The organism is Pseudomonas sp. C9 (assembly GCF_002000165.1).
Lineage (GTDB): Bacteria > Pseudomonadota > Gammaproteobacteria > Pseudomonadales > Pseudomonadaceae > Aquipseudomonas.
This window is the reverse complement of sequence record NZ_MPAK01000001.1, coordinates 3202938-3228792: the sequence shown is the minus strand read 5'-3', so window position 1 is coordinate 3228792 and position 25855 is coordinate 3202938. Positions and strand designations below refer to the sequence as shown.

The following is a 25855-nucleotide window of genomic DNA, read 5'->3' as shown; positions in this document are numbered from 1 at the left end:
GATTACTTACCTGCCTGCTGGTTGAGCACAGTCTTCACGCGAGCGATGTCACGCTTAACTTGCGAGAGCAGATGAGACTGCCCCAACTGGCCAGTTGCTTTCTGCATACGCAGATTGAACTGGTCGCGCAGCAAGCCGAGCAGTTGCTCGTTCAGCTGCTGTGCGGATTTTTCACGAAGTTCATTCGCTTTCATCACATCACCGTCCGTTTAACAAAGGCGGTGGCGAGCGGCAGCTTTGCAGCAGCCAGGGCAAAAGCCTCACGCGCCAGCTCTTCAGAAACACCCTCGATTTCATACAGGACTTTGCCTGGCTGAATCTGGGCAACCCAGTACTCCACACTACCCTTACCTTTACCCATCCGAACTTCGAGGGGCTTTTTGGAAATAGGCTTGTCCGGGAATACACGGATCCAGATCTTGCCGCCACGTTTAACGTGACGGGTCAGAGCACGACGCGCTGACTCGATCTGACGAGCGGTGAGACGACCACGAGCTACAGACTTCAGCGCATATTCGCCGAAGCTGACTTTGCTACCGCGCTGAGCCAGACCACGGTTGTGGCCTGTCATCTGCTTGCGGAACTTCGTACGCTTTGGTTGCAACATTTGGCGTACCCCTTACTTAGCAGCTTTTTTACGAGGCGCTGGTGCTTGTGGTTTCAGTTCTTCTTGGCGACCACCAATTACTTCGCCTTTGAAGATCCAAACCTTTACACCGATCACACCGTAAGTGGTGTGAGCTTCGTAGTTGGCATAGTCGATGTCGGCACGCAGGGTGTGCAGTGGCACACGACCTTCGCGATACCATTCAGTACGTGCGATTTCAGCACCGCCGAGACGACCGCTCACTTGGATTTTGATGCCTTTGGCACCAATGCGCATGGCGTTCTGAACAGCGCGCTTCATAGCGCGACGGAACATTACGCGACGCTCCAGCTGCTGAGCTACGCTCTGCGCAACCAGCATACCGTCGAGCTCCGGCTTGCGGATCTCTTCGATATTGATGTGCACAGGCACACCCATTTGCTTGGTCAGGTCCTGACGCAGTTTCTCAACATCTTCACCTTTCTTCCCGATAACAATACCTGGACGAGCGGTGTGGATGGTGATACGTGCAGTCTGAGCCGGACGATGGATATCGATACGGCTTACGGACGCGCTTTTTAGTTTGTCTTGGAGATACTCACGCACCTTCAGATCAGCGAACAAATAGTCCGCATAAGTCCGACCGTCTGCGTACCAGACGGAGGTGTGCTCCTTGACGATTCCCAGGCGAATGCCAATGGGATGTACTTTCTGACCCATCTCTTCGACTCCGTTACTTGTCAGCAACCTTGACAGTGATATGGCAAGACCGCTTGACGATGCGATCAGCACGGCCTTTGGCACGCGGCATGATGCGCTTCAGCGAACGCCCTTCGTTGACGAAAACGGTGCTGACTTTAAGGTCATCAACGTCTGCGCCTTCGTTATGCTCGGCGTTGGCTACGGCCGACTCCAGCACTTTCTTCATGATCTCGGCGGCTTTCTTACTGCTGAAAGCCAACAAGTTGAGCGCTTCGCCCACCTTCTTCCCGCGGATCTGGTCGGCGACCAAGCGGGCTTTCTGGGCGGAGATTCGAGCGCCCGACAACTTAGCGGCTACTTCCATTTCCTAACCCCTTAACGCTTGGCTTTCTTGTCTGCCACGTGCCCACGATAAGTGCGGGTACCGGCGAACTCGCCCAGTTTGTGGCCGACCATGTCTTCGTTAACGAGAACTGGGACGTGTTGACGACCGTTGTGTACTGCGATGGTCAAACCGACCATTTGTGGCAGGATCATCGAACGACGCGACCAGGTTTTCACCGGTTTGCGATCATTCTTTTCCGCCGCCACTTCGATCTTCTTCAGTAGGTGAAGATCGATAAAAGGACCTTTTTTCAGAGAACGTGGCACTGTCGTATCCCTCTATTTACTTGCGACGACGGACGATCATTTTGTCGGTACGCTTATTACCACGAGTCTTCGCGCCCTTAGTCGGGAAGCCCCATGGCGATACCGGATGACGACCACCAGAGGTACGACCTTCACCACCACCATGTGGGTGGTCAACCGGGTTCATGGCAACACCACGAACGGTTGGGCGAACGCCACGCCAGCGTTTGGCACCAGCTTTACCCAGCGAACGCAGGCTGTGCTCGGAGTTCGAGACTTCACCCAGGGTCGCGCGGCATTCAGCCAGCACTTTACGCATCTCACCAGAACGCAGACGCAGGGTCACGTAGACACCTTCACGAGCGATCAGCTGAGCCGAAGCACCAGCGGAACGAGCGATTTGGGCGCCTTTACCTGGCTTCAATTCGATGCCGTGTACGGTGCTACCAACTGGAATGTTACGCAGTTGCAAAGCGTTGCCCGGCTTGATCGGTGCCAGAGCACCTGCGATCAGCTGGTCACCAGCACTCACGCCTTTAGGGGCAATGATGTAGCGACGCTCGCCATCTGCGTACAGCAGCAGAGCGATGTGAGCAGTACGGTTTGGATCGTATTCAATACGCTCGACAGTGGCAGAGATGCCATCTTTGTCGTTGCGACGGAAATCGACCAGACGATAATGCTGCTTATGGCCACCACCGATGTGACGAGTGGTAATACGACCATTGTTGTTACGACCACCAGTCTTCGATTTTTTCTCGAGCAGCGGTGCGTGAGGAGCGCCTTTATGCAGCTCCTGGTTGACCACCTTGACCACAAAACGGCGGCCAGGGGAAGTCGGTTTGCATTTAACGATTGCCATGATGCACCCCTTCCTTACTCAGCACTGCTGCTGAAATCGAGATCTTGGCCTGGCTGAAGGGAGATAACTGCCTTCTTCCAGTCATTACGCTTGCCCAGACCGCGAGCAGTGCGCTTGCTCTTACCCAGAACATTCAGGGTAGTAACACGCTCTACTTTCACGCTGAACAGGCTTTCGACGGCCTTCTTGATTTCCAGCTTGGTTGCGTCAGTTGCAACCTTGAAAACGAACTGGCCTTTCTTGTCAGCCAGAACCGTAGCCTTCTCGGAAACGTGCGGGCCAAGCAGAACTTTAAATACGCGTTCCTGGTTCATCCCAGCAGCTCCTCGAATTTCTTCACGGCCGACACGGTGATCAACACCTTGTCGTATGCGATCAGACTAACTGGATCGGAACCTTGCACGTCACGGACATCAACGTGTGGCAGGTTACGAGCAGCCAGGTACAGGTTCTGATCAACGACTTCAGACACGATCAAGACGTCAGTCAAGCCCATGCCGGTCAGTTTGTTCAGCAGATCTTTGGTCTTCGGTGCATCAACAGCGAAGTCCTGAACCACTACCAGACGATCAGTACGCACCAGCTCAGCAAGGATGGAACGCATTGCTGCGCGATACATCTTCTTGTTCAGCTTCTGGGTGTGATCCTGAGGACGAGCTGCGAAAGTGGTACCGCCGCCACGCCAGATTGGGCTACGGATAGTACCGGCACGAGCACGGCCAGTACCTTTCTGACGCCATGGGCGCTTACCGCCACCACGAACGTCGGAACGGGTCTTTTGCTGCTTGGAACCCTGACGACCGCCAGCCATGTAGGCCACGACTGCCTGGTGAACCAGCGTCTCGTTGAATTCGCCGCCAAATGTCAGTTCGGAAACTTCGATCGCTTGAGCGTCATTTACATTTAATTGCATGTCAGCTTCCCCTTAACCGCGAGCCTTGGCTGCTGGACGTACAACCAAGTTGCCGCCAGTAGCGCCAGGAACAGCGCCCTTGACCAACAACAGATTGCGTTCAGCGTCCACGCGCACTACTTCGAGGGACTGCACGGTCACGCGCTCAGCGCCCATATGACCGGACATTTTTTTGCCCTTGAATACACGACCAGGAGTCTGGCACTGGCCGATAGAGCCTGGAACGCGGTGGGACACGGAGTTACCGTGGGTATTATCTTGCCCGCGGAAGTTCCAACGCTTGATCGTACCCTGGAAGCCTTTACCTTTGGACTGACCGGTTACATCAACCAGTTGACCAGCAGCGAAGATTTCAGCGTTGATCAGATCGCCGGCCTGGTACTCGCCTTCTTCAAGGCGGAATTCCATTACGGTACGACCAGCGGCAACGTTCGCCTTAGCGAAGTGGCCAGCTTGAGCAGCTGTAACACGCGAAGCACGACGCTCGCCGACAGTGACTTGCACTGCACGATAGCCATCGGTTTCTTCAGTTTTGAACTGGGTGACGCGATTCGGCTCGATCTCAATGACCGTGACCGGAATGGAGACACCTTCTTCGGTGAAAATACGGGTCATACCGCATTTACGACCGACTACACCAATAGTCATGTTGTAAACCTCATGAGTGTACGGGGCTTTCACCCGCTATGGCCGCCCATTTCAGAGCGTTACACGACTAAGACCGAGTCTTAGCCGAGGCTGATCTGCACTTCCACACCGGCCGCAAGATCAAGCTTCATAAGAGCATCAACGGTTTTATCCGTTGGCTGGACGATGTCCAGTACGCGCTTATGAGTACGGATCTCGTACTGGTCACGCGCGTCTTTGTTGACGTGCGGGGAGACCAGAACGGTGAACCGCTCTTTACGGGTAGGCAGTGGAATTGGACCACGCACTTGAGCACCAGTACGTTTCGCGGTTTCCACGATTTCCTGGGTGGATTGGTCGATCAGGCGATGGTCAAAAGCCTTCAACCTGATACGGATTTGCTGATTTTGCATTGGATTTCAGACTCCGGCTGCTATTCCCACCGAGCGCAATACGCCCGTTAAAAGGAGGCGCAATTCTATAGACGCCCCAGATAGGTGTCAACCCAATAAAAAAGCCCCCGCTAAGCGGAGGCTTTTTCAACTCATCAAGCCGACTCTAAAAGAGACTTACTCGATGATTTTGGCTACGACGCCAGCGCCGACGGTACGACCGCCTTCACGGATAGCGAAACGCAGACCATCTTCCATCGCGATGGTTTTGATCAGGGTAACAGTCATCTGAATGTTGTCACCTGGCATTACCATTTCAACGCCTTCTGGCAGTTCGCAGTTACCAGTCACGTCAGTAGTACGGAAGTAGAACTGTGGACGGTAGCCTTTGAAGAACGGAGTATGACGACCGTTACTCGATGATTTTGGCTACGACGCCAGCGCCGACGGTACGACCGCCTTCACGGATAGCGAAACGCAGACCATCTTCCATCGCGATGGTTTTGATCAGGGTAACAGTCATCTGAATGTTGTCACCTGGCATTACCATTTCAACGCCTTCTGGCAGTTCGCAGTTACCAGTCACGTCAGTAGTACGGAAGTAGAACTGTGGACGGTAGCCTTTGAAGAACGGAGTATGACGACCGCCTTCTTCCTTGCTCAGAACGTAAACTTCTGCGGTGAACTTGGTGTGCGGCTTAACCGAACCCGGCTTAACCAGAACCTGGCCACGCTCAACGTCGTCACGCTTGGTGCCACGCAGCAGAACGCCGCAGTTCTCGCCAGCACGACCTTCGTCGAGCAGTTTGCGGAACATTTCAACGCCGGTGCAAGTGGTGACGGTGGTGTCACGCAGACCAACGATTTCCAGCGGATCCTGAACGCGAACGATACCGCGCTCGATACGACCAGTCACAACAGTACCGCGACCGGAGATCGAGAATACATCTTCGATTGGCATCAGGAACGGCTTGTCGGTCAGACGAACTGGTTCTGGGATGTAGCTGTCCAGAGTTTCAACCAGTTTACGAACGGCAGTGGTGCCCATTTCGTTGTCGTCTTTGCCTTCCAGCGCCATACGAGCCGAACCGATGATGATTGGAGTGTCATCGCCCGGGAAGTCGTAGGTGGACAGCAGGTCGCGAACTTCCATCTCAACCAGTTCCAGCAGCTCAGCGTCGTCTACCAGGTCAGCCTTGTTCAGGAAAACCACGATGTACGGAACGCCTACCTGACGGGACAGCAGGATGTGCTCACGGGTTTGTGGCATCGGACCATCAGCGGCCGAGCAAACCAGGATAGCGCCGTCCATTTGAGCAGCACCGGTGATCATGTTCTTCACATAGTCAGCGTGACCTGGGCAGTCAACGTGAGCGTAGTGACGGATCTTCGAGTTGTACTCAACGTGTGCGGTGTTAATGGTGATACCGCGAGCTTTTTCTTGGCGCGCTGTCGATCTTATCGAAATCAACGATAGCCGAACCGAAAACCTCGGAGCAAACACGAGTCAGAGCAGCAGTCAGAGTGGTTTTACCGTGGTCAACGTGACCAATGGTACCAACGTTGACGTGCGGCAGAGAACGATCGAACTTTTCCTTAGCCATCGAAACAACCCTCAGCAGAAGANAGCGTCGTCTACCAGGTCAGCCTTGTTCAGGAAAACCACGATGTACGGAACGCCTACCTGACGGGACAGCAGGATGTGCTCACGGGTTTGTGGCATCGGACCATCAGCGGCCGAGCAAACCAGGATAGCGCCGTCCATTTGAGCAGCACCGGTGATCATGTTCTTCACATAGTCAGCGTGACCTGGGCAGTCAACGTGAGCGTAGTGACGGATCTTCGAGTTGTACTCAACGTGCGCGGTGTTGATGGTGATACCGCGAGCTTTTTCTTCTGGTGCGCTGTCGATCTTGTCGAAATCAACGATTGCCGAACCGAAAACTTCGGAGCAAACGCGAGTCAGAGCAGCAGTCAGAGTGGTTTTACCGTGGTCAACGTGACCGATGGTGCCAACGTTGACGTGCGGTAGGGAACGATCAAATTTTTCTTTAGCCACGACAATTAACTCCTTGCCTAAAGGACTGAATCAGCCTTGTTTTTTGGTAACGGTTTCGACGATGTGCGACGGAGCCGTATTGTATTTTTTGAATTCCATAGAGTAGCTTGCGCGACCCTGGGACATGGAACGAACATCGGTCGCATAACCGAACATCTCGCCCAACGGAACTTCGGCGCGAATTACCTTGCCGGAGACCGTGTCTTCCATACCCAAAATCATGCCGCGACGACGGTTAAGGTCGCCCATCACGTCACCCATATAGTCTTCAGGCGTAACAACCTCTACCGCCATGATCGGCTCAAGCAACTCACCACCGCCCTTCTGGGCCAGTTGCTTGGTCGCCATGGAAGCAGCCACTTTAAACGCCATCTCATTGGAGTCGACGTCGTGGTAAGAACCATCAAACACGGTAGCCTTCAGGCCGATCAGCGGATAGCCGGCAACAACGCCGTTCTTCATCTGCTCTTCGATACCCTTCTGGATCGCCGGGATGTATTCCTTAGGAACCACACCACCCACGACTTCGTTCACGAATTGCAGACCTTCCTGACCTTCGTCAGCAGGAGCAAAACGAATCCAGCAATGGCCGAACTGGCCACGACCGCCGGATTGACGAACGAATTTGCCTTCGATTTCACAGTTCTTCGTGATGCGCTCACGATAGGAAACCTGAGGCTTACCAATGTTGGCTTCGACGTTGAACTCACGGCGCATCCGGTCAACCAGGATGTCCAGGTGCAGTTCGCCCATGCCAGAGATGATCGTTTGACCAGTCTCTTCATCGGTTTTGACGCGGAAAGATGGATCTTCCTGAGCAAGCTTGCCCAGAGCGATACCCATTTTTTCCTGGTCATCCTTGGTCTTAGGCTCTACGGCAACCGAAATAACCGGCTCCGGGAAGTCCATGCGAACAAGGATGATTGGCTTGTCAGCGTTGCACAAAGTCTCACCAGTGGTGACGTCCTTCATGCCGATCAAGGCCGCGATGTCACCAGCGCGCACTTCCTTGATTTCTTCACGGGCGTTTGCGTGCATTTGCACCATACGACCCACGCGCTCTTTCTTGCCTTTAACCGAGTTGATCACGCCGTCGCCGGAGGCCAACACGCCCGAGTAAACTCGAACAAAGGTCAAGGTACCCACGAATGGGTCGGTAGCGATCTTGAACGCCAGAGCCGAGAACGGCTCGCTGTCGTCTGCGTGACGCTCCATTTCCCGAGTCTCGTCATCCGGGTCAGTACCCTTGATGGCAGGAATGTCGGTAGGAGCCGGCAGGTAGTCGATAACGGCGTCGAGAACCAGGGGAACACCCTTGTTCTTGAAGGAAGAACCGCAAACAGCCAGAACGATCTCACCAGCGATAGTACGCTGACGCAGAGCGGCCTTGATTTCCGCGTTGGTGAGTTCTTCACCTTCGAGGTACTTGTTCATCAGCTCTTCGCTGGCTTCGGCTGCAGCTTCAATCATGTTGCCGCGCCACTCGTTAGCCAGTTCCTGCAGTTCAGCAGGGATTGGCTCGCGACGTGGAGTCATGCCTTTGTCAGCGTCATTCCAGTAAACAGCTTCCATGGACATCAGATCGATCTGACCCTGGAAGTTGTCTTCGGAACCGATGGCCAACTGGATTGGCACCGGAGTGTGACCCAGACGCTGCTTGATCTGACCGATCACGCGCAGGAAGTTCGCACCAGCACGGTCCATCTTGTTTACGTAAACAAGACGTGGAACGCCGTACTTGTTGGCTTGACGCCATACGGTTTCCGACTGAGGCTCAACACCCGAGGTGCCGCAGAACACAACTACCGCGCCGTCGAGAACACGCAGGGAACGCTCAACTTCAATAGTGAAGTCAACGTGGCCCGGGGTGTCGATGACGTTAAAGCGGTATTGGTCCTTGTGCTGCTTCTCGGAACCCTGCCAGAACGCGGTAATAGCAGCAGAAGTAATGGTAATACCACGCTCCTGCTCCTGAACCATCCAGTCGGTGGTCGCGGCGCCGTCATGCACCTCGCCCATCTTGTGGCTTTTGCCAGTGTAAAAAAGGACGCGCTCGGTGGTGGTGGTCTTACCAGCATCCACGTGAGCAACGATACCAATGTTACGGTAGCGGTTAATCGGTGTAGTACGAGCCATAAAGCCCTCGCAAAATTAGTGACGCTAAAATTAGAAGCGGTAGTGCGAGAAAGCCTTGTTGGCTTCAGCCATACGGTGCACGTCTTCACGCTTCTTAACTGCAGCACCTTTGCCTTCAGCGGCGTCCAGCAGTTCGCCAGCCAAACGCAGAGCCATAGACTTCTCGCCGCGCTTGCGTGCGAAGTCTACCAACCAGCGCATTGCCAGAGCGTTACGACGGGACGGACGAACTTCGACCGGAACCTGGTAAGTAGCACCGCCTACACGGCGCGACTTTACTTCGACCAGCGGAGCGATGGCGTCGAGAGCTTTCTCGAAGATTTCCAGGGGATCGCTGTTCTTGCGTTCTTTAACTTTTTCCAGCGCGCCATAAACGATACGCTCGGCAACGGCTTTCTTGCCGCTTTCCATCACGTGGTTCATGAACTTGGCCAGGATCTGGCTGCCGTATTTTGGATCGTCAAGCACTTCGCGCTTGGCTGCTACGCGTCTTCTTGGCATGGATAAGCCCTCAAACGGTCTTCAGGTTCGCTCGGAATCGGTGCCCTTACGGGACGCCTCCGACCTTACTCTTATCGACTCAGAAAAATAGAAAATCAGTTCTTACAAAAAGCCGCTACTACTTAGGCTTCTTGGTACCGTACTTCGAACGACCCTGGTTACGACCTTTAACGCCGGAAGTATCCAAAGAACCGCGTACGGTGTGGTAACGAACACCTGGCAAGTCTTTTACACGACCGCCGCGGATCAGTACCACGCTGTGCTCTTGCAGGTTGTGGCCTTCACCGCCGATGTACGAGGAAACCTCGAAACCGTTGGTCAGGCGCACACGGCATACTTTACGCAGTGCCGAGTTAGGTTTTTTCGGCGTGGTGGTATACACACGGGTGCATACGCCACGACGTTGCGGGCAGTTCTGCAGCGCAGGCACGTCGGATTTCTCGACGATACGCTTACGCGGCTGACGTACCAGCTGGTTGATAGTTGCCATCTACTAGCTCCACTGTTGTCTTGCGACGCTATTGTCTTGCAAGAAAAGCAAAATGGCAGGAACGAATTCCCGCCAAATTTAGGGGTACAAGAGTCTAAAGAGGATCTTGCCCCCAGTCAAGGCAAGGCCCCGACCTCCCCGCCCATCGAACCTCGAGAAATTGTCTCGATTCGATGAACGGAGCGACCAGGGCCTTACGCTCATTTATCGCAGAACTCAGTTACCGCTCGAGTTCAGCGCTTCGGTCAGTGCAGCTTCCACTTCACTGGCGCTTACGCGCAACGGTTTGTCAGCATCACGACGGCGCTTACGCTCGCTGTGATAAGCCAGACCGGTACCCGCCGGGATCAGACGACCCACGACTACGTTTTCTTTCAGGCCGCGCAGGTAATCGCGCTTGCCGGTGACTGCCGCTTCGGTCAGTACTCGAGTGGTTTCCTGGAAGGAAGCCGCCGAGATGAACGATTCGGTGGACAACGACGCCTTGGTGATACCCAACAGTACGCGAGTGAACTTGGAAACGAATTTCTCGTCGCCAGCCAGACGCTCGTTCTCTACCAGAACATGAGTCAATTCCATCTGGTCGCCCTTGATGAAACTGGAATCGCCGGATTCAGCGATTTCAACTTTACGCAGCATCTGACGCAGGATGGTCTCGATGTGCTTGTCGTTGATCTTCACGCCTTGCAGACGGTAAACGTCCTGGATCTCGTTCACGATGTACTTGGCCAGCGCACTCACACCCAGCAGACGCAGGATGTCGTGTGGATCGCTCGGGCCGTCGGAGATAACTTCGCCGCGGTTTACCTGTTCGCCTTCGAAGACGTTCAGGTGACGCCACTTCGGAATCAGCTCTTCGTACGGATCGCTACCGTCGTTCGGGGTAATGACCAGACGGCGCTTGCCTTTGGTCTCTTTACCGAACGCGATGGTGCCGCTGACTTCAGCCAGAATCGAGGCTTCTTTCGGACGACGAGCTTCGAACAAGTCGGCAACACGCGGCAGACCACCGGTGATGTCACGGGTCTTCGAAGTCTCTTGCGGAATACGAGCGATAACGTCACCGATCGCGATTTTCGCACCGTCCGCTACACCGACCAAGGCGTTAGCAGGCAGGAAGTACTGAGCAATTACGTCGGTACCCGGCAGCAAGAGATCCTTGCCGTTGTCATCAACCATCTTCACAGCAGGACGGATATCTTTACCGGCAGCTGGACGGTCTTTGGCGTCGAGTACTTCAATGTTGGTCATACCGGTCAATTCGTCAGTCTGACGCTTGATCGTGATGCCTTCTTCCATGCCCACGTAGGTCACGGTACCTTTCATTTCGGTAACGATTGGGTGAGTGTGCGGATCCCACTTGGCCACGATTGCGCCAGCGTCGACCTTGTCACCTTCTTTAACCGAAATCACAGCACCGTACGGCAGCTTGTAACGCTCACGCTCACGACCGAAGTCGTCAGCGATCGCCAGCTCACCGGAACGGGACACAGCAACCAGGCAACCATCCACTCGCTCAACGTGCTTCAGGTTATGCAGACGGACGGTACCGCCATTCTTCACCTGAACGCTGTCAGCAGCAGAGGTCCGGCTTGCCGCACCACCGATGTGGAACGTACGCATGGTCAGCTGGGTACCTGGTTCACCAATGGACTGGGCAGCGATAACGCCGACCGCTTCACCGATGTTCACCTGGTGACCACGAGCCAAGTCACGGCCGTAGCACTTGGCGCAAATGCCGTAGCGGGTTTCGCAGCTGATCGGCGAACGCACGATCACTTCGTCGATGCTGTTCAGCTCGATGAACTCGACCCACTTCTCGTCTACCAGCGTACCGGCAGGAACGATAACTTCTTCAGTACCCGGCTTGAACACGTCACGGGCAATGACACGACCCAATACGCGCTCACCCAGCGGCTCAACAACGTCACCGCCTTCAATGTGCGGAGTCATTACCAGGCCATGCTCGGTGCCGCAGTCGATCTCGGTCACAACCAGATCCTGCGCTACGTCTACCAGACGACGAGTCAGGTAACCGGAGTTCGCAGTTTTCAACGCGGTATCCGCCAAACCTTTACGAGCACCGTGAGTGGAGATGAAGTACTGGAGTACGCTCAAACCTTCACGGAAGTTCGCAGTAATCGGCGTTTCAATGATGGAGCCATCCGGCTTGGCCATCAGGCCACGCATACCGGCGAGCTGACGGATCTGCGCAGCAGAACCCCGTGCGCCCGAATCGGCCATCATGTACATCGAGTTGAACGACTCCTGGTCGACTTCGACACCATGACGGTCGATGACTTTCTCTTTCGAGAGGTTGGCCATCATCGCCTTGGAAACTTCGTCGTTCGCCTTGGACCAAAGGTCGATCACTTTGTTGTACTTCTCGCCCTGGGTTACCAGGCCGGAGGCGTACTGACTTTCGATCTCTTTCACTTCATCGGTAGCTGCACTGATGATGCGGGCTTTCTCATCCGGGATAACGAAGTCGTTAACACCGATGGAAACGCCGGAAATGGTCGAGTAAGCAAAACCGGTGTACATCAACTGGTCGGCGAAGATCACGGTCTCTTTCAAACCAACCACGCGGTAGCACTGGTTGATCAGCTTGGAGATCGCCTTTTTCTTCATCGGCAGGTTGACGACGTCGTACGACAGACCTTTTGGCACAACCTGGAACAACAGCGCACGGCCGACAGTGGTGTCGACGATACGGGTGTTGCTCACGCTGCCACCATCACGGTCGTTGACGGTTTCGTTGATCCGCACTTTGACCTTGGCGTGCAGTGCGGCTTCGCCGGCACGGAACACACGGTCAACTTCTTGCAGATCCGCGAACACACGACCTTCGCCCTTGGCGTTGATCGCTTCACGAGTCATGTAGTACAGACCCAATACAACGTCCTGCGACGGAACGATGATTGGCTCACCGTTGGCTGGCGACAGAATGTTGTTGGTCGACATCATCAACGCGCGCGCTTCCAACTGGGCTTCCAGTGTCAGCGGTACGTGCACGGCCATTTGGTCGCCGTCGAAGTCGGCGTTGTACGCGGCGCAGACCAGCGGGTGCAGCTGAATAGCCTTACCTTCGATCAGTACCGGTTCAAACGCCTGGATACCCAGACGGTGAAGGGTCGGTGCACGGTTGAGGAGTACCGGGTGTTCGCGAATCACTTCGGCGAGAACGTCCCAAACTTCCGGCAGCTCGCGCTCGACCATCTTCTTGGCAGCCTTGATGGTGGTCGCGAGACCACGCATTTCCAGCTTGCCGAAAATGAACGGCTTGAACAGCTCGAGAGCCATTTTCTTCGGCAGACCGCACTGGTGCAGACGCAGGGTCGGACCTACGGTAATTACCGAACGACCGGAGTAGTCAACACGCTTACCGAGCAAGTTCTGACGGAAACGACCTTGCTTACCCTTGATCATGTCAGCCAGGGATTTCAGAGGACGCTTGTTGGAACCGGTGATAGCGCGGCCACGACGACCGTTGTCGAGCAGTGCGTCGACGGCTTCCTGCAACATACGCTTTTCGTTGCGCACGATGATGTCCGGAGCGGACAGATCGAGCAGGCGCTTCAAGCGGTTGTTACGGTTGATCACTCGACGATACAGATCGTTGAGGTCGGAAGTCGCGAAGCGACCGCCATCCAGCGGGACCAGTGGACGCAGATCTGGCGGCAGAACCGGCAGAACGGTCAGCACCATCCATTCTGGAAGGTTGCCGGAACCCTGGAAGGCTTCCATCAACTTCAGACGCTTGGACAGCTTCTTGATTTTGGTTTCGGAGTTGGTTTGCGGAATTTCTTCACGCAGACGGCCAATCTCGTGTTCCAGGTCGATAGCGTGCAGCAGTTCACGGACAGCTTCGGCACCCATGCGGGCATCGAAATCGTCGCCGAACTCTTCCAGCGCTTCGAAGTACTGCTCATCGTTCAGCAGCTGACCCTTTTCAAGGGTGGTCATGCCTGGATCGATAACGACATAGCTCTCGAAGTAGAGAACGCGTTCGATATCACGCAGGGTCATGTCCATCAGCAAACCGATACGCGACGGCAGCGATTTCAGGAACCAGATGTGGGCAACTGGCGAGGCCAGTTCGATGTGCGCCATGCGCTCACGACGAACTTTAGCCAGCGCGACTTCAACGCCGCACTTCTCACAGATAACACCACGGTGCTTCAAGCGCTTGTACTTACCGCACAGGCACTCGTAATCCTTTACCGGGCCAAAGATCTTGGCGCAGAACAGGCCGTCACGCTCAGGTTTGAACGTACGGTAGTTGATGGTTTCCGGCTTTTTAACTTCACCGAACGACCACGAACGGATCATCTCAGGCGATGCCAATCCAATACGGATGGCGTCGAACTCTTCGACTTGACCCTGGTTTTTCAGCAAATTCAGTAGGTCTTTCAAGGCCTTTCCTCCTGGCGGAGCAGAGAGCGGGCAATCCTGCCCCGCTCTCGATTCGCGTCACGTGTTATTCGGTTTCCAGATCGATATCGATGCCGAGGGAACGAATTTCCTTGATCAACACGTTGAAGGACTCGGGCATGCCCGGCTCCATACGGTGATCGCCATCCACGATGTTTTTGTACATCTTGGTACGGCCGTTCACATCGTCCGACTTCACTGTGAGCATTTCTTGCAGAGTGTAAGCGGCACCGTATGCTTCCAGTGCCCAGACCTCCATCTCCCCGAAACGCTGACCACCGAACTGCGCCTTACCACCCAGCGGCTGCTGGGTAACCAGGCTGTACGAACCGGTAGAACGAGCGTGCATCTTGTCGTCTACCAAGTGGTTCAGCTTCAGCATGTACATGTAGCCAACAGTAACCGGGCGCTCGAACTTGTTGCCGGTACGGCCGTCGGTCAGCTGCATCTGGCCGCTTTCTGGCAGGTCTGCCAGTTTCAGCATGGCCTTGATTTCGCTTTCCTTGGCGCCGTCGAACACTGGAGTGGCCATTGGAACGCCGCCACGCAGGTTCTTCGCCAGATCCAGGATTTCCTGATCGGAGAAGCTATCCAGATCTTCGTTACGACCGCCGATCTGGTTGTAGATCTCGTCCAGGAAGGTGCGAAGCTCAGCAACCTTGCGCTGCTCTTCGATCATCCGGTTGATCTTCTCGCCCAGACCTTTGGCTGCGAGGCCCAGGTGGGTTTCAAGGATCTGACCAACGTTCATACGCGAAGGTACGCCCAACGGGTTGAGGACGACGTCGACCGGGGTGCCATTGGCATCGTGCGGCATGTCTTCAACCGGCATGATCACGGAGACCACACCTTTGTTACCGTGACGACCGGCCATCTTGTCGCCCGGCTGGATGCGACGACGGATTGCCAGGTAAACCTTGACGATTTTCAGCACGCCTGGAGCCAGGTCATCGCCCTGCTGCAGTTTGCGCTTCTTGTCTTCGAACTTGTCGTCCAGCAGACGGCGGCGATCAACGATATAGGCCTGAGCCTTCTCGAGCTGCTCGTTCAGAGCATCTTCAGCCATGCGCAGTTTGAACCACTGACCATGCTCAAGACCGTCGAGGACTTCGTCGGTGATTTCCTGACCTTTCTTCAGACCGGCACCGCCTTCGGCTTTGTGGCCAACCAGAGCGGAACGCAGACGTTCGAAAGTGGCGCCTTCAACGATACGGAACTCTTCGTTCAGGTCCTTGCGGATCTCGTCGAGTTGCGTCTTCTCGATCGACAGTGCACGAGCGTCACGCTCAACGCCGTCGCGGGTGAAGACCTGTACGTCGATGACAGTACCCTTGGTGCCGGTAGGCACGCGCAGGGAGGTGTCTTTAACGTCGCTGGCTTTTTCACCGAAGATGGCACGCAACAGCTTCTCTTCCGGCGTCAGTTGGGTCTCGCCTTTCGGAGTGACCTTACCGACCAGAATGTCGCCTGCGCCAACTTCAGCACCTACGTAAACGATACCGGCTTCGTCCAGCTTGTTCAGTGCAGCTTCACCCACGTTCGGGATGTCTGCAGTGATTTCCTCTGGCCCAAGCTTGGTGTCACGTGCCACACAGGTCAGTTCCTGAATGTGGATCGTGGTGAAGCGATCTTCCTGAACCACACGCTCGGACAGGCAGATGGAGTCTTCGAAGTTGAAGCCGTTCCATGCCATGAACGCGATGCGCATGTTCTGACCCAGAGCCAGCTCACCCATATCGGTGGACGGACCGTCGGCCATGATGTCGCTGCGCTGAACCCGATCACCTTTACGCACCAGCGGACGCTGGTTGATGCAGGTGTTCTGGTTGGAGCGGGTGTACTTGGTCAGGTTGTAGATGTCGACACCAGCTTCACCGGTTTCAACTTCGTCATCAGCAACACGAACCACGATACGGCTGGCGTCGACGGAATCGATAACGCCGCCACGACGAGCCACGACGCAAACGCCGGAGTCACGGGCTACGTTACGCTCCATGCCGGTACCGACCAGCGGCTTGTCAGCGCGCAGGGTTGGTACAGCTTGACGCTGCATGTTCGAACCCATCAACGCACGGTTGGCGTCGTCGTGCTCGAGGAACGGGATCAGCGACGCTGCAACCGAAACTACCTGCTTCGGCGATACGTCCATCAAGGTGACGTCTTCCGGCGCCTTGACGGTGAACTCGTTCAAGTGACGAACAGCTACCAGTTCGTCGATCAGGACTTTCTTGTCGTTCATCGTGGCCGAAGCCTGAGCGATCACGTGATCAGCTTCTTCGATGGCGGACAGGAACACGATCTCGTCGGTGACCAGAGCATCTTTCACCACACGGTACGGGCTCTCGAGGAAGCCGTACTGGTTGGTGCGCGCATAAGCGGCCAGGGAGTTGATCAGACCGATGTTCGGACCTTCCGGCGTTTCAATCGGGCATACACGACCGTAGTGAGTCGGGTGTACGTCACGAACTTCAAAGCCTGCGCGCTCACGAGTCAAACCGCCAGGGCCGAGTGCAGACACACGACGCTTGTGGGTGATCTCGGACAGCGGGTTGTTCTGGTCCATGAACTGGGACAGCTGGCTGGAACCGAAGAACTCTTTCACCGCGGCAGCCACTGGCTTGGCGTTGATCAGGTCTTGCGGCATCAGGCCTTCGCTTTCAGCCATCGACAGACGCTCTTTGACCGCACGCTCAACACGTACCAGGCCAACGCGGAACTGGTTCTCGGCCATTTCGCCTACGCAGCGAACACGACGGTTACCCAGGTGGTCGATGTCATCGACGATGCCTTTACCGTTACGGATGTCGACCAGAGTCTTCAGGACCGCGACGATGTCTTCTTTGCACAACACGCCCGAACCTTCGATCTCGGTACGACCGATACGACGGTTGAACTTCATCCGGCCGACCGCAGACAGGTCATAACGCTCAGGGCTGAAGAACAGGTTGTTGAACAGAGTCTCGGCAGCATCCTTGGTTGGCGGCTCGCCTGGACGCATCATGCGATAGATCTCGACCAGCGCTTCCAATTGGTTGCTGGTGGAGTCGATCTTCAGTGTGTCGGAGACGAACGGACCGCAGTCGATATCGTTGGTGTACAGAGTTTCGATGCGAACAACCTGAGCCTTGGCGATTTTGGCCAGGATCTCGGTGTTCAGCTCGGTGTTGCACTCTGCCAGGATTTCGCCGGTTGCCGGATGCACGATGGCCTTGGCGGTAGTGCGACCCAGGACGTAGTCCAGAGGCACTTCCAGGGTCTTGAGACCGGCTTTTTCGATCTGGTTGATGTGGCGCGCAGTAATACGGCGACCAGCCTCAACGATGACCTTGCCCTTCTCGTCCTGAATATCAAGAACAGCGATTTCACCACGCAGACGCGAAGCAATCAGTTCCAGACTGAGGGTTTCGCCGCTCAGGTGAAAAACGTTGGTGGTGTAGAACGCGTCGAGCACTTCTTCAGTGGTATAGCCGAGCGCGCGCAGCAATACCGATGCAGGCAGCTTGCGACGACGGTCGATACGCACGAACACGCAGTCTTTCGGATCGAACTCGAAGTCCAACCACGAACCGCGGTAAGGAATGATGCGCGCGGAGTACAGCAGTTTGCCGGAGCTGTGCGTCTTGCCACGGTCGTGGTCGAAAAACACGCCCGGGGAACGGTGCAGCTGGGAAACGATTACACGCTCGGTACCGTTGATTACAAAGGTACCGTTCTCAGTCATCAGGGGGATTTCACCCATGTAGACTTCTTGCTCTTTAATGTCCTTGATCGCTTTATTCGACGATTCTTTGTCGAAAATGATCAGGCGCACTTTTACCCGCAAAGGTACGGCGTAAGTTACACCGCGCAATACGCATTCTTTGACATCAAATGCCGGTTCGCCCAGGCGATAACCGACGTACTCCAGCGCAGCATTGCCGGAGTAGCTGATGATCGGGAAAACGGATTTGAAGGCCGCATGCAGGCCCACGTCGCGGAACTGATCTTTAGTCGCTCCCGCTTGCAAGAATTCACGATACGAATCCAGCTGGATGGCCAGGAGGTACGGCACATCCATGACGTCCGGCAACTTGCTAAAGTCCTTGCGGATACGTTTTTTCTCAGTATATGAGTAAGCCATCAGCGTTCCCCAGCTTGGTCACCTGCTTGTTTGGCCCCTCCCGACGGGAGCAGCCAGAAAATCGTGCAAACCCCATGGTTTGCGCCACCACATCGGGTGGTTACAGCTCGTTATCAGCACCGACCCAGTCGGCTGCAAATAACGGAAAAAGGCCGGTGGCAAGAGCCACCAGCCATCAGCCTTTCGCTTAACGCTCGGGCTGGAGGAGCAAAGTCGATGCTTACTTCAGCTCGACTTTAGCGCCTGCTTCTTCCAAAGTAGCTTTGGCTTTGTCAGCTGCGTCTTTCGAAACAGCTTCCAGAACCATGGCAGGAGCGCCGTCAACTACAGCCTTGGCTTCTTTCAGGCCCAGACCGGTCAGTTCACGTACTGCCTTGATCACGTTTACTTTCTTCTCGCCAGCTTCGGTCAGCATGACGTTGAATTCAGTTTGCTCTTCAACAACAGCGGCAGCAGCAGCTGGACCAGCCGATGCAGCAGCAGCGGTAACACCGAATTTTTCTTCGAAAGCTTTGATCAGCTCAACAACTTCCATTACGGACATGTTGCTAACTGCTTCAAGGATATCGTTCTGAGAGATAGACATGAATCTAATTCCTGATATTGGGGACGGCCTACGCGACCATCGAAATAAACAAAAAACGCGAGAAGGAGACGAGCCTTAGGCTGCAGCTGCTTCTTTTTGGTCGCGAACTGCCGCCAGAGTACGAGCCAATTTGCTGGTAGCGCCTTGAATCACGCTCATCAGCTGAGAAATTGCTTCGTCACGGGTCGGCAGGGTTGCCAGTACGTCGATCTGATTAGCTGCGAGGAACTTGCCCTCGAACGCAGCTGCCTTGATCTCGAACTTGTCCTGACCTTTGGCGAACTCTTTGAAGATACGAGCAGCAGCGCCCGGATGTTCTTTGGAGAACGCAATCAAGGTCGGGCCGGTGAACACGTCGTTGAGAACACTGTATTCAGTGTCAGCAACAGCGCGCTTGAGCAGGGTGTTACGTACGACACGTACGTAAACGCCAGCTTCACGAGCCTCTTTACGGAGTCCGGTCATTGCGCCTACTGTTACGCCACGGGCATCAGCCACGACAGCGGACAGAGCGACTTTGGCAGCCTCGTTGACTTCAGCGACGATGGCCTTCTTGTCTTCGAGTTTAATTGCCACGGGTTTAACTCCTGCTTGTTACCGTTTCATCCAACCGGAGCCGGATGTCGTTTTGGTGTCTGATTCGGTAAGGAACCGGGAGCACCATCTGCGTAGGCTTGAGGTTTAAGACTTGCGTCGCCTACGGTCTTGGATAGCCCCCGCCAGGCAGGGACCCCAATCTTTCAATTGGCGCAATCGCTTGCGCCAACCTGTGTCTTACGCGTCGAGCGAGCTTTGGTCGATAACCAGACCTGGGCCCATGGTAGTGCTCAGGGTAACGCGCTTGACGTAAATACCTTTCGAAGAAGCTGGCTTGATACGCTTCAGATCAGCGATCAGGGCTTCAACGTTTTCCTTCAGCTTGACGGCGTCGAAGCCAATCTTGCCAACGGAAGTGTGGATGATGCCGTTTTTGTCGGTGCGATAACGAACCTGACCAGCCTTGGCGTTTTTAACCGCGGTAGCTACGTCTGGAGTTACGGTGCCAACTTTAGGGTTAGGCATCAGGCCGCGCGGGCCGAGGATCTGACCCAACTGACCAACAACGCGCATTGCATCCGGGGATGCGATAACTACGTCATAGTTCAGGTCGCCGCCTTTCATTTCGGCAGCCAGGTCGTCCATACCTACACGGTCAGCGCCGGCAGCCAAAGCGGCCTCAGCAGCAGGCCCCTGGGTGAACACAGCAACGCGAACGGTCTTGCCAGTGCCGTGTGGCAGCACAGTAGCGCTACGAACAACCTGGTCAGATTTACGCGGGTCAACGCCCAGGTTCACAGCAACGTCGAACGACTCGCTGAACTTGACAGTCGACAGCTCAGCCAGCAGGGCAGCAGCGTCTACAAAGTTGTAGGACTTGCCTGCTTCGATTTTGCCGGCGATAGCCTTTTGACGCTTGGTCAGCTTAGCCATTACACACCCTCCACGTTAAGGCCCATGCTACGAGCAGAACCGGCGATAGTACGCACGGCTGCTTCCATATCAGCTGCAGTCAGATCCGCGTTTTTGGTTTTCGCGATTTCTTCCAGCTGAGCACGGGTCACGGTGCCAACCTTAACGGTGTTCGGACGAGCGGAACCGCTAGTCAGACCAGCAGCCTTCTTCAGCAGAACCGAAGCAGGGGTGGACTTGGTTTCGAAAGTGAAGCTACGGTCGCTGTAGACAGTGATGATCACTGGAGTCGGCAGACCTGGTTCAAGACCCTGGGTACGGGCGTTGAAAGCCTTGCAGAATTCCATGATGTTCACGCCGTGCTGACCCAAAGCAGGACCAACAGGTGGGCTTGGGTTAGCCTGAGCGGCCTTCACTTGCAGCTTGATGTAAGCGGTAATCTTCTTGGCCATGAGGCACTCCAATTACGGGTTCAAACGCCTCGAAAGGCTCCCCGGTTACTTGCGCGTTTATCCCAGTGACGACAAAACCCCACAGCCTGGGGCTGCGGGGTTGGGATGCTTGATCAGCTAGACCTTTTCGACCTGGCTGAACTCTAGCTCTACCGGAGTAGAGCGACCGAAAATGAGCACTGCCACTTGGATCCGGCTCTTTTCGTAGTTAACCTCTTCAACCGTACCGGTAAAATCGGCAAACGGCCCGTCGTTGACACGCACCGACTCACCCGGCTCGAACAACGTCTTCGGCTTCGGCTTGTCGCTACCATCAGCAACACGACGCAGAATTGCTTCCGCCTCTTTATCTGTAATCGGTGCAGGCTTGTCAGCAGTACCGCCGATGAAGCCCATCACACGAGGAGTATCCTTGACCAAGTGCCAAGTACCCTCGTTCATATCCATCTGTACCAGCACATAACCAGGGAAGAACTTGCGTTCACTTTTGCGCTTCTGGCCATTACGCATTTCAACCACTTCTTCAGTGGGAACCAGAATTTCGCCAAAGCCATCTTCCATGCCAGCCAGCTTTACGCGCTCGACCAACGAGCGCATGACATGCTTCTCGTAACCGGAGTAAGCATGCACAACGTACCAACGCTTAGCCACGGGACACCCTTAGCCGACAATCAAGGAAACAAGCCAGCCGAGCAGGGAATCAAGCCCCCACAACAGCAACGCCATAACCAGCACAACAGCCACAACTATAAGCGTGGTCTGCGTGGTTTCTTGGCGAGTTGGCCATACGACTTTACGAATCTCGGTGCGAGCTTCCTTAACCAGTACAAAGAAAGACTTGCCCTTCACGGTCTGCAGGCCTACAAAGGCAGCTACAGCAGCAATGACAAGCAATGCGAGTACGCGGTACAGGATCGGCGAAGCAGAGTAATACTGATTGCCAACAACGCCAACAACCACCAAGGCGACTACTACAAGCCACTTAAGTAGATCGAAGCGAGAGCCTTGAGCTTCAGCTTTAGGAGTCATCTATGAAGATCCTGTGAAAAGAAAGCCAGACACACCAAGTGAATCTGGCAGGTCAGGAGGGAATCGAACCCCCAACCTACGGTTTTGGAGACCGTCGCTCTGCCAATTGAGCTACTGACCTAAAACAAAATCAGGCCGACCATTATGCCGGCCCGAAAAAGACATTACAACAATTTACTCGATGATTTTGGCTACGACGCCAGCGCCGACGGTACGACCGCCTTCACGGATAGCGAAACGCAGACCATCTTCCATCGCGATGGTTTTGATCAGGGTAACAGTCATCTGAATGTTGTCACCTGGCATTACCATTTCAACGCCTTCTGGCAGTTCGCAGTTACCAGTCACGTCAGTAGTACGGAAGTAGAACTGTGGACGGTAGCCTTTGAAGAACGGAGTATGACGACCGCCTTCTTCCTTGCTCAGAACGTAAACTTCTGCGGTGAACTTGGTGTGCGGCTTAACCGAACCCGGCTTAACCAGAACAGCGTCGTCTACCAGGTCAGCCTTGTTCAGGAAAACCACGATGTACGGAACGCCTACCTGACGGGACAGCAGGATGTGCTCACGGGTTTGTGGCATCGGACCATCAGCGGCCGAGCAAACCAGGATAGCGCCGTCCATTTGAGCAGCACCGGTGATCATGTTCTTCACATAGTCAGCGTGACCTGGGCAGTCAACGTGAGCGTAGTGACGGATCTTCGAGTTGTACTCAACGTGTGCGGTGTTAATGGTGATACCGCGAGCTTTTTCTTCTGGCGCGCTGTCGATCTTATCGAAATCAACGATAGCCGAACCGAAAACCTCGGAGCAAACACGAGTCAGAGCAGCAGTCAGAGTGGTTTTACCGTGGTCAACGTGACCAATGGTACCAACGTTGACGTGCGGCAGAGAACGATCGAACTTTTCCTTAGCCATCGAAACAACCCTCAGCAGAAGAATTAAGCGAACAATATCAGCCATTAAAACAAAGGCAGATATTTTCATATCTGCCTTGTTATATGGAGCTCTTGAGCGGATTTGAACCGCTGACCTCACCCTTACCAAGGGTGTGCTCTACCAACTGAGCTACAAGAGCGTAACACTTTGCAGGACCTGCAAACTTGGAGCGGGTAGCGGGAATCGAACCCGCATCATCAGCTTGGAAGGCTGAGGTTCTACCACTAAACTATACCCGCGGAGCTTGCAGCTCTCGCTAAAAATGGTGGAGGGGGAAGGATTCGAACCTTCGAAGTCGTAGACGTCAGATTTACAGTCTGATCCCTTTGGCCGCTCGGGAACCCCTCCTAAGCGAGCCGGCATTCTACATCATGCCAGCCTTCTGTCAAGCATTTTTCTCATTAAAAACCTGAGCTTAGCTGCGTTGACACTGCTATCACACCACCGACCGTTAAAGGTCTTCACTGCGAAGCGGGCGCCATTCTATTCAAACTATTCAGCAGGCGCAACCCCCTCGCACGGCATTATTTTATGTTTTAACTCATTGAATTCTTTAGAAAGGTTTTGCAGCTGCAAACCATCCAGCAAACGCTGGCTTTCGGGTAATACAAGCACCCAGTAACCGGACGACTCAACGGGATCTTTCTGCAAGGACTGAAACCTCACACCCATCTCACCAAGTCGCCGCCCAACCAACAACAGTGACTCCTGACGAGAAAAGCCACCCAAATAGAGACAGCTTCCGCTAGCCACTGTGGATTTTTCTTTGTCATGAGTCGCATCAGCTGCTTCGCTCAACAAGCGAATATCCTGCTGAGACCCTCGGTACAAACTCAAAGGCGTTACATCTTTTGCCCGCAGAGGGGCTTCTTGCTGATGCCAAATGTAATAGACGACGTTGAGAACAAGCAGCAACAGGAACAACCAACGCATAAAAACCTCAAGACAATGGACATGCCATCGCTAAACCTACAAAAATCAGGTCTGGAACCAGCCTGGCCTCGGGCACGATTCCGGCGACAAGAGCCGCATCCCCCCCGGTGAGGAACACCACAAAGTCCTCCCCCCAATAACTGCGCGCCATCTCCAGTTGAGTCAGGACAAATCCCCTCAGCATAAGAGAACAGCCTCGCTCAACCGCCTCCACTGTCGTGCGACCAGGAGCGAGACTCTCAAGGGCCCGCTCGGCAGCCAGATCCCCATACCTAATCTTGCGAGTATGTGTTCGTAGCTGATGGCGCATCAAAGGCATCCCAGGGCAAATAAAACCACCAAGATGCTCTCCATCCCCAGCAACGAAGTCAGCAGTCACAGCCGTACCGAAATCAAGCACCAGACACGCACCAGAAGCCAGATGGAACCCTCCAAGCATTGCCAGCCAGCGATCCAGCCCCAACCGCTCATACTCGTCATAGCCATTGCGCACCCCAGCCGCTTGGCGAGCAGGCGAAGCACATACCACAGACACACCAAAAGCTTGCGTCAATAGATAGTTCAACGCACTGGTTTCTTCCGCCGTTCTAACACTCACCAACCGGCAGTGCGTAAGGGCTAGCCCATCAAGATTGCGCAGCCCTTCCAGCAAAGCGTCATCTGAATCGACTACGCCCTCACTGAACACTCGACTGACACCTGCGCGAAGCACACGCCACTTTATAAAACTATTTCCACAGTCGAGCTCAAGAATCATCACGCAACCTCAAACTGAGCTCACCACCACTAAAGACTTTTTCAACGCCATTCACTTTCAAGCGCAAAGCCCCTTGACTGTCGATACCCAACACTTCCCCCTCTATCTGGCTCGTGCCGGCTATCAATGAGACTGGCCGCCCTTGCCATAGGTGATTTTGCTCCCACTCAGACTGAATAGAGGAGAACCCATCGCGCTGGTGCCGAGCCAAATACGCCTGGAGCTGCGAACACAACTCCGAAACCAGGTGATTACGATCAATCACCCTGCCCGACTCCAGGCGCATCGATGTCCACAACTGGTCAACCTCATCAGTGATCTGCATGTTGACGTTGATGCCAACACCGATCACCACGTGACACACATCCGCGGGATCACCGACCAACTCAAGCAATATCCCGGCGATTTTTTTCTGATCAACCAATAAATCGTTGGGCCATTTTAATCCAACGCCAGAAACACCGAGCGCACGCAAGGTGTGCATGACCGCGAGACCGACAACGAGGCTCAATCCCTCCAGTTGTCGCATTCCACCCTCTATGCGCAACACCAAACTGCAATAGATGTTTTCTGCGAAAGGACTGACCCATTTGCGCCCTCGCCGCCCACGCCCAGCGGTCTGGCGCTCGGCAAGCAATAACAATGGCGCGGCCCGACCACACTCAATAGCTCGTAAAGCCTCAGCATTGGTGGAGTCTATTGAATCGAAGACAAAAATGGGCCAGCCACAATCAGGTGCACGCTCTTTTATGGCGACAGGATCGAGCAGCGTCAACGGCGCGGCCAGCTGATATCCGCGGCCGCGCACTTTATGAATAGACAAGCCGAGCTCAGCTTCTAGATGCTGAAGCTGCTTCCACACAGCACTACGACTAATGCCCAGCGCGACACCCAGAGCCTCACCCGAATGGAACCGGCCATCTTTAAGAAGCTTTAACAACGTCAGCATGTAAGTTTCGCCTCACAATGAGGCCCGCATGATAGCCATGCCCCGAGCCGCTGCATAGAAACCCGACAGGCCTGGTTTTCTGCAGACAAAACAAAACCCCAACTGCTTTCGCAATTGGGGTTTCGGAATTTAATCTTGACGATGACCTACTCTCACATGGGGAAACCCCACACTACCATCGGCGATGCATCGTTTCACTGCTGAGTTCGGGATGGGATCAGGTGGTTCCAATGCTCTATGGTCGTCAAGAAATTCGGGTACCGAATCGTGGCCAGTCGGCCGCGCTTCAGCAAATTGGGTATGCGATAG

The 25855-nt window shown here is 54.7% G+C and carries 25 protein-coding genes, 4 tRNA genes, 1 rRNA gene and 3 pseudogenes; all 33 read right to left on the bottom strand.

Annotated features, from left to right (window positions below; genetic code table 11):
* Positions 1 to 2: 2 nt before the first annotated feature.
* Positions 3 to 194 carry a 50S ribosomal protein L29 gene (gene rpmC, locus BMS17_RS15060; protein WP_002555481.1) on the bottom strand — a complete coding sequence of 64 codons (192 nt, stop codon included), beginning with the start codon at positions 192 to 194 and terminating at the stop codon, positions 3 to 5.
* A complete protein-coding gene (gene rplP / locus BMS17_RS15055; RefSeq protein WP_007943783.1) occupies positions 194 to 607 on the bottom strand; it encodes a 50S ribosomal protein L16 in 414 nt (137 codons plus the stop codon). Before rplP ends, rpmC begins: the two co-directional genes overlap by 1 nt.
* Before the next feature lie 12 nt (positions 608 to 619).
* On the bottom strand, positions 620 to 1306 hold the full coding sequence (gene rpsC / locus BMS17_RS15050) for a 30S ribosomal protein S3 (protein WP_003176422.1): 687 nt from the start codon (positions 1304 to 1306) through the stop codon (positions 620 to 622).
* A gap of 13 nt (positions 1307 to 1319) precedes the next feature.
* Positions 1320 to 1652, bottom strand: a complete 333-nt coding sequence (gene rplV / locus BMS17_RS15045; protein ID WP_003103908.1) for a 50S ribosomal protein L22 — start codon at positions 1650 to 1652, stop codon at positions 1320 to 1322.
* 11 nt (positions 1653 to 1663) lie between these two features.
* Positions 1664 to 1939: a 30S ribosomal protein S19 gene (gene rpsS / locus BMS17_RS15040; RefSeq protein WP_002555486.1), complete on the bottom strand. Its 276-nt coding sequence runs from the start codon at positions 1937 to 1939 to the stop codon at positions 1664 to 1666.
* Between the two features lie 16 nt (positions 1940 to 1955).
* Positions 1956 to 2780, bottom strand: a complete 825-nt coding sequence (gene rplB, locus BMS17_RS15035) for a 50S ribosomal protein L2 (RefSeq protein ID WP_003176423.1) — start codon at positions 2778 to 2780, stop codon at positions 1956 to 1958.
* Positions 2781 to 2794: 14 nt separating this feature from the next.
* Positions 2795 to 3094 (bottom strand): 50S ribosomal protein L23, encoded by a 300-nt coding sequence (gene rplW, locus BMS17_RS15030; RefSeq protein ID WP_002555488.1) that lies wholly within the window; start codon positions 3092 to 3094, stop codon positions 2795 to 2797.
* Positions 3091 to 3693 carry a 50S ribosomal protein L4 gene (rplD, locus tag BMS17_RS15025; RefSeq protein WP_007896707.1) on the bottom strand — a complete coding sequence of 201 codons (603 nt, stop codon included), beginning with the start codon at positions 3691 to 3693 and terminating at the stop codon, positions 3091 to 3093. The genes rplW and rplD overlap by 4 nt, the downstream gene beginning before the upstream one ends.
* Before the next feature lie 12 nt (positions 3694 to 3705).
* Positions 3706 to 4341, bottom strand: coding sequence for a 50S ribosomal protein L3 (gene rplC / locus BMS17_RS15020; protein WP_003186059.1), 636 nt, complete (start codon positions 4339 to 4341; stop codon positions 3706 to 3708).
* A gap of 80 nt (positions 4342 to 4421) precedes the next feature.
* Positions 4422 to 4733: a 30S ribosomal protein S10 gene (gene rpsJ, locus BMS17_RS15015; RefSeq protein WP_003186070.1), complete on the bottom strand. Its 312-nt coding sequence runs from the start codon at positions 4731 to 4733 to the stop codon at positions 4422 to 4424.
* Positions 4734 to 4889: 156 nt separating this feature from the next.
* Positions 4890 to 5126, bottom strand: a pseudogene (locus BMS17_RS15010) (elongation factor Tu); the annotation flags it as partial.
* Positions 5125 to 6316, bottom strand: a pseudogene (gene tuf / locus BMS17_RS15005) (elongation factor Tu). The pseudogenes tuf and BMS17_RS15010, both read right to left, overlap by 2 nt.
* Before the next feature lie 23 nt (positions 6317 to 6339).
* Positions 6340 to 6771: pseudogene (locus tag BMS17_RS15000) on the bottom strand (GTP-binding protein); the annotation flags it as partial.
* Between the two features lie 30 nt (positions 6772 to 6801).
* Complete coding sequence (gene fusA / locus BMS17_RS14995) at positions 6802 to 8907, bottom strand: elongation factor G (RefSeq protein WP_046033381.1); 2106 nt, start codon at positions 8905 to 8907, stop codon at positions 6802 to 6804.
* Positions 8908 to 8937: 30 nt separating this feature from the next.
* Entirely contained in the window at positions 8938 to 9408 is a 471-nt protein-coding gene (gene rpsG, locus BMS17_RS14990) for a 30S ribosomal protein S7 (protein ID WP_002555493.1), read from the bottom strand.
* A gap of 118 nt (positions 9409 to 9526) precedes the next feature.
* Positions 9527 to 9898 carry a 30S ribosomal protein S12 gene (gene rpsL, locus BMS17_RS14985; RefSeq protein WP_002555494.1) on the bottom strand — a complete coding sequence of 124 codons (372 nt, stop codon included), beginning with the start codon at positions 9896 to 9898 and terminating at the stop codon, positions 9527 to 9529.
* A 216-nt stretch (positions 9899 to 10114) separates the two neighbouring features.
* Positions 10115 to 14314, bottom strand: a complete 4200-nt coding sequence (rpoC, locus tag BMS17_RS14980; protein WP_046033382.1) for a DNA-directed RNA polymerase subunit beta' — start codon at positions 14312 to 14314, stop codon at positions 10115 to 10117.
* A gap of 64 nt (positions 14315 to 14378) precedes the next feature.
* A complete protein-coding gene (gene rpoB / locus BMS17_RS14975; RefSeq protein ID WP_046033383.1) occupies positions 14379 to 18452 on the bottom strand; it encodes a DNA-directed RNA polymerase subunit beta in 4074 nt (1357 codons plus the stop codon).
* 220 nt (positions 18453 to 18672) lie between these two features.
* Positions 18673 to 19038, bottom strand: coding sequence for a 50S ribosomal protein L7/L12 (rplL, locus tag BMS17_RS14970; RefSeq protein WP_046033384.1), 366 nt, complete (start codon positions 19036 to 19038; stop codon positions 18673 to 18675).
* A gap of 75 nt (positions 19039 to 19113) precedes the next feature.
* Positions 19114 to 19614, bottom strand: a complete 501-nt coding sequence (gene rplJ, locus BMS17_RS14965; protein WP_046033385.1) for a 50S ribosomal protein L10 — start codon at positions 19612 to 19614, stop codon at positions 19114 to 19116.
* A 198-nt stretch (positions 19615 to 19812) separates the two neighbouring features.
* Positions 19813 to 20508 carry a 50S ribosomal protein L1 gene (gene rplA, locus BMS17_RS14960; protein WP_008041297.1) on the bottom strand — a complete coding sequence of 232 codons (696 nt, stop codon included), beginning with the start codon at positions 20506 to 20508 and terminating at the stop codon, positions 19813 to 19815.
* Complete coding sequence (rplK, locus tag BMS17_RS14955) at positions 20508 to 20939, bottom strand: 50S ribosomal protein L11 (protein WP_007933726.1); 432 nt, start codon at positions 20937 to 20939, stop codon at positions 20508 to 20510. Before rplK ends, rplA begins: the two co-directional genes overlap by 1 nt.
* Positions 20940 to 21056: 117 nt before the next feature.
* The gene (nusG, locus tag BMS17_RS14950) at positions 21057 to 21590 is read right to left on the bottom strand and encodes a transcription termination/antitermination protein NusG (RefSeq protein ID WP_007896622.1); all 534 of its coding nucleotides are present in this window, start codon (positions 21588 to 21590) and stop codon (positions 21057 to 21059) included.
* 9 nt (positions 21591 to 21599) lie between these two features.
* The gene (secE, locus tag BMS17_RS14945) at positions 21600 to 21968 is read right to left on the bottom strand and encodes a preprotein translocase subunit SecE (RefSeq protein WP_007896620.1); all 369 of its coding nucleotides are present in this window, start codon (positions 21966 to 21968) and stop codon (positions 21600 to 21602) included.
* Between the two features lie 45 nt (positions 21969 to 22013).
* Positions 22014 to 22089 (bottom strand) — tRNA-Trp (locus BMS17_RS14940).
* 53 nt (positions 22090 to 22142) lie between these two features.
* Positions 22143 to 22886, bottom strand: coding sequence for a GTP-binding protein (locus tag BMS17_RS14935; protein ID WP_077431177.1), 744 nt, complete (start codon positions 22884 to 22886; stop codon positions 22143 to 22145).
* Positions 22887 to 22970: 84 nt separating this feature from the next.
* Positions 22971 to 23046, bottom strand: a tRNA-Thr gene (locus BMS17_RS14930).
* A gap of 26 nt (positions 23047 to 23072) precedes the next feature.
* A tRNA-Gly gene (locus BMS17_RS14925) sits at positions 23073 to 23146 on the bottom strand.
* Positions 23147 to 23170: 24 nt separating this feature from the next.
* Positions 23171 to 23255 (bottom strand) — tRNA-Tyr (locus tag BMS17_RS14920).
* A 144-nt stretch (positions 23256 to 23399) separates the two neighbouring features.
* Positions 23400 to 23840: a hypothetical protein gene (locus BMS17_RS14915; RefSeq protein ID WP_046033392.1), complete on the bottom strand. Its 441-nt coding sequence runs from the start codon at positions 23838 to 23840 to the stop codon at positions 23400 to 23402.
* A 7-nt stretch (positions 23841 to 23847) separates the two neighbouring features.
* Positions 23848 to 24597 (bottom strand): pantothenate kinase, encoded by a 750-nt coding sequence (locus tag BMS17_RS14910; RefSeq protein WP_046033393.1) that lies wholly within the window; start codon positions 24595 to 24597, stop codon positions 23848 to 23850.
* Positions 24587 to 25546 (bottom strand): bifunctional biotin--[acetyl-CoA-carboxylase] ligase/biotin operon repressor BirA, encoded by a 960-nt coding sequence (gene birA / locus BMS17_RS14905; protein WP_046033394.1) that lies wholly within the window; start codon positions 25544 to 25546, stop codon positions 24587 to 24589. Before birA ends, BMS17_RS14910 begins: the two co-directional genes overlap by 11 nt.
* Positions 25547 to 25679: 133 nt before the next feature.
* Positions 25680 to 25795 (bottom strand): 5S ribosomal RNA (gene rrf / locus BMS17_RS14900).
* Positions 25796 to 25855 lie beyond the last annotated feature (60 nt).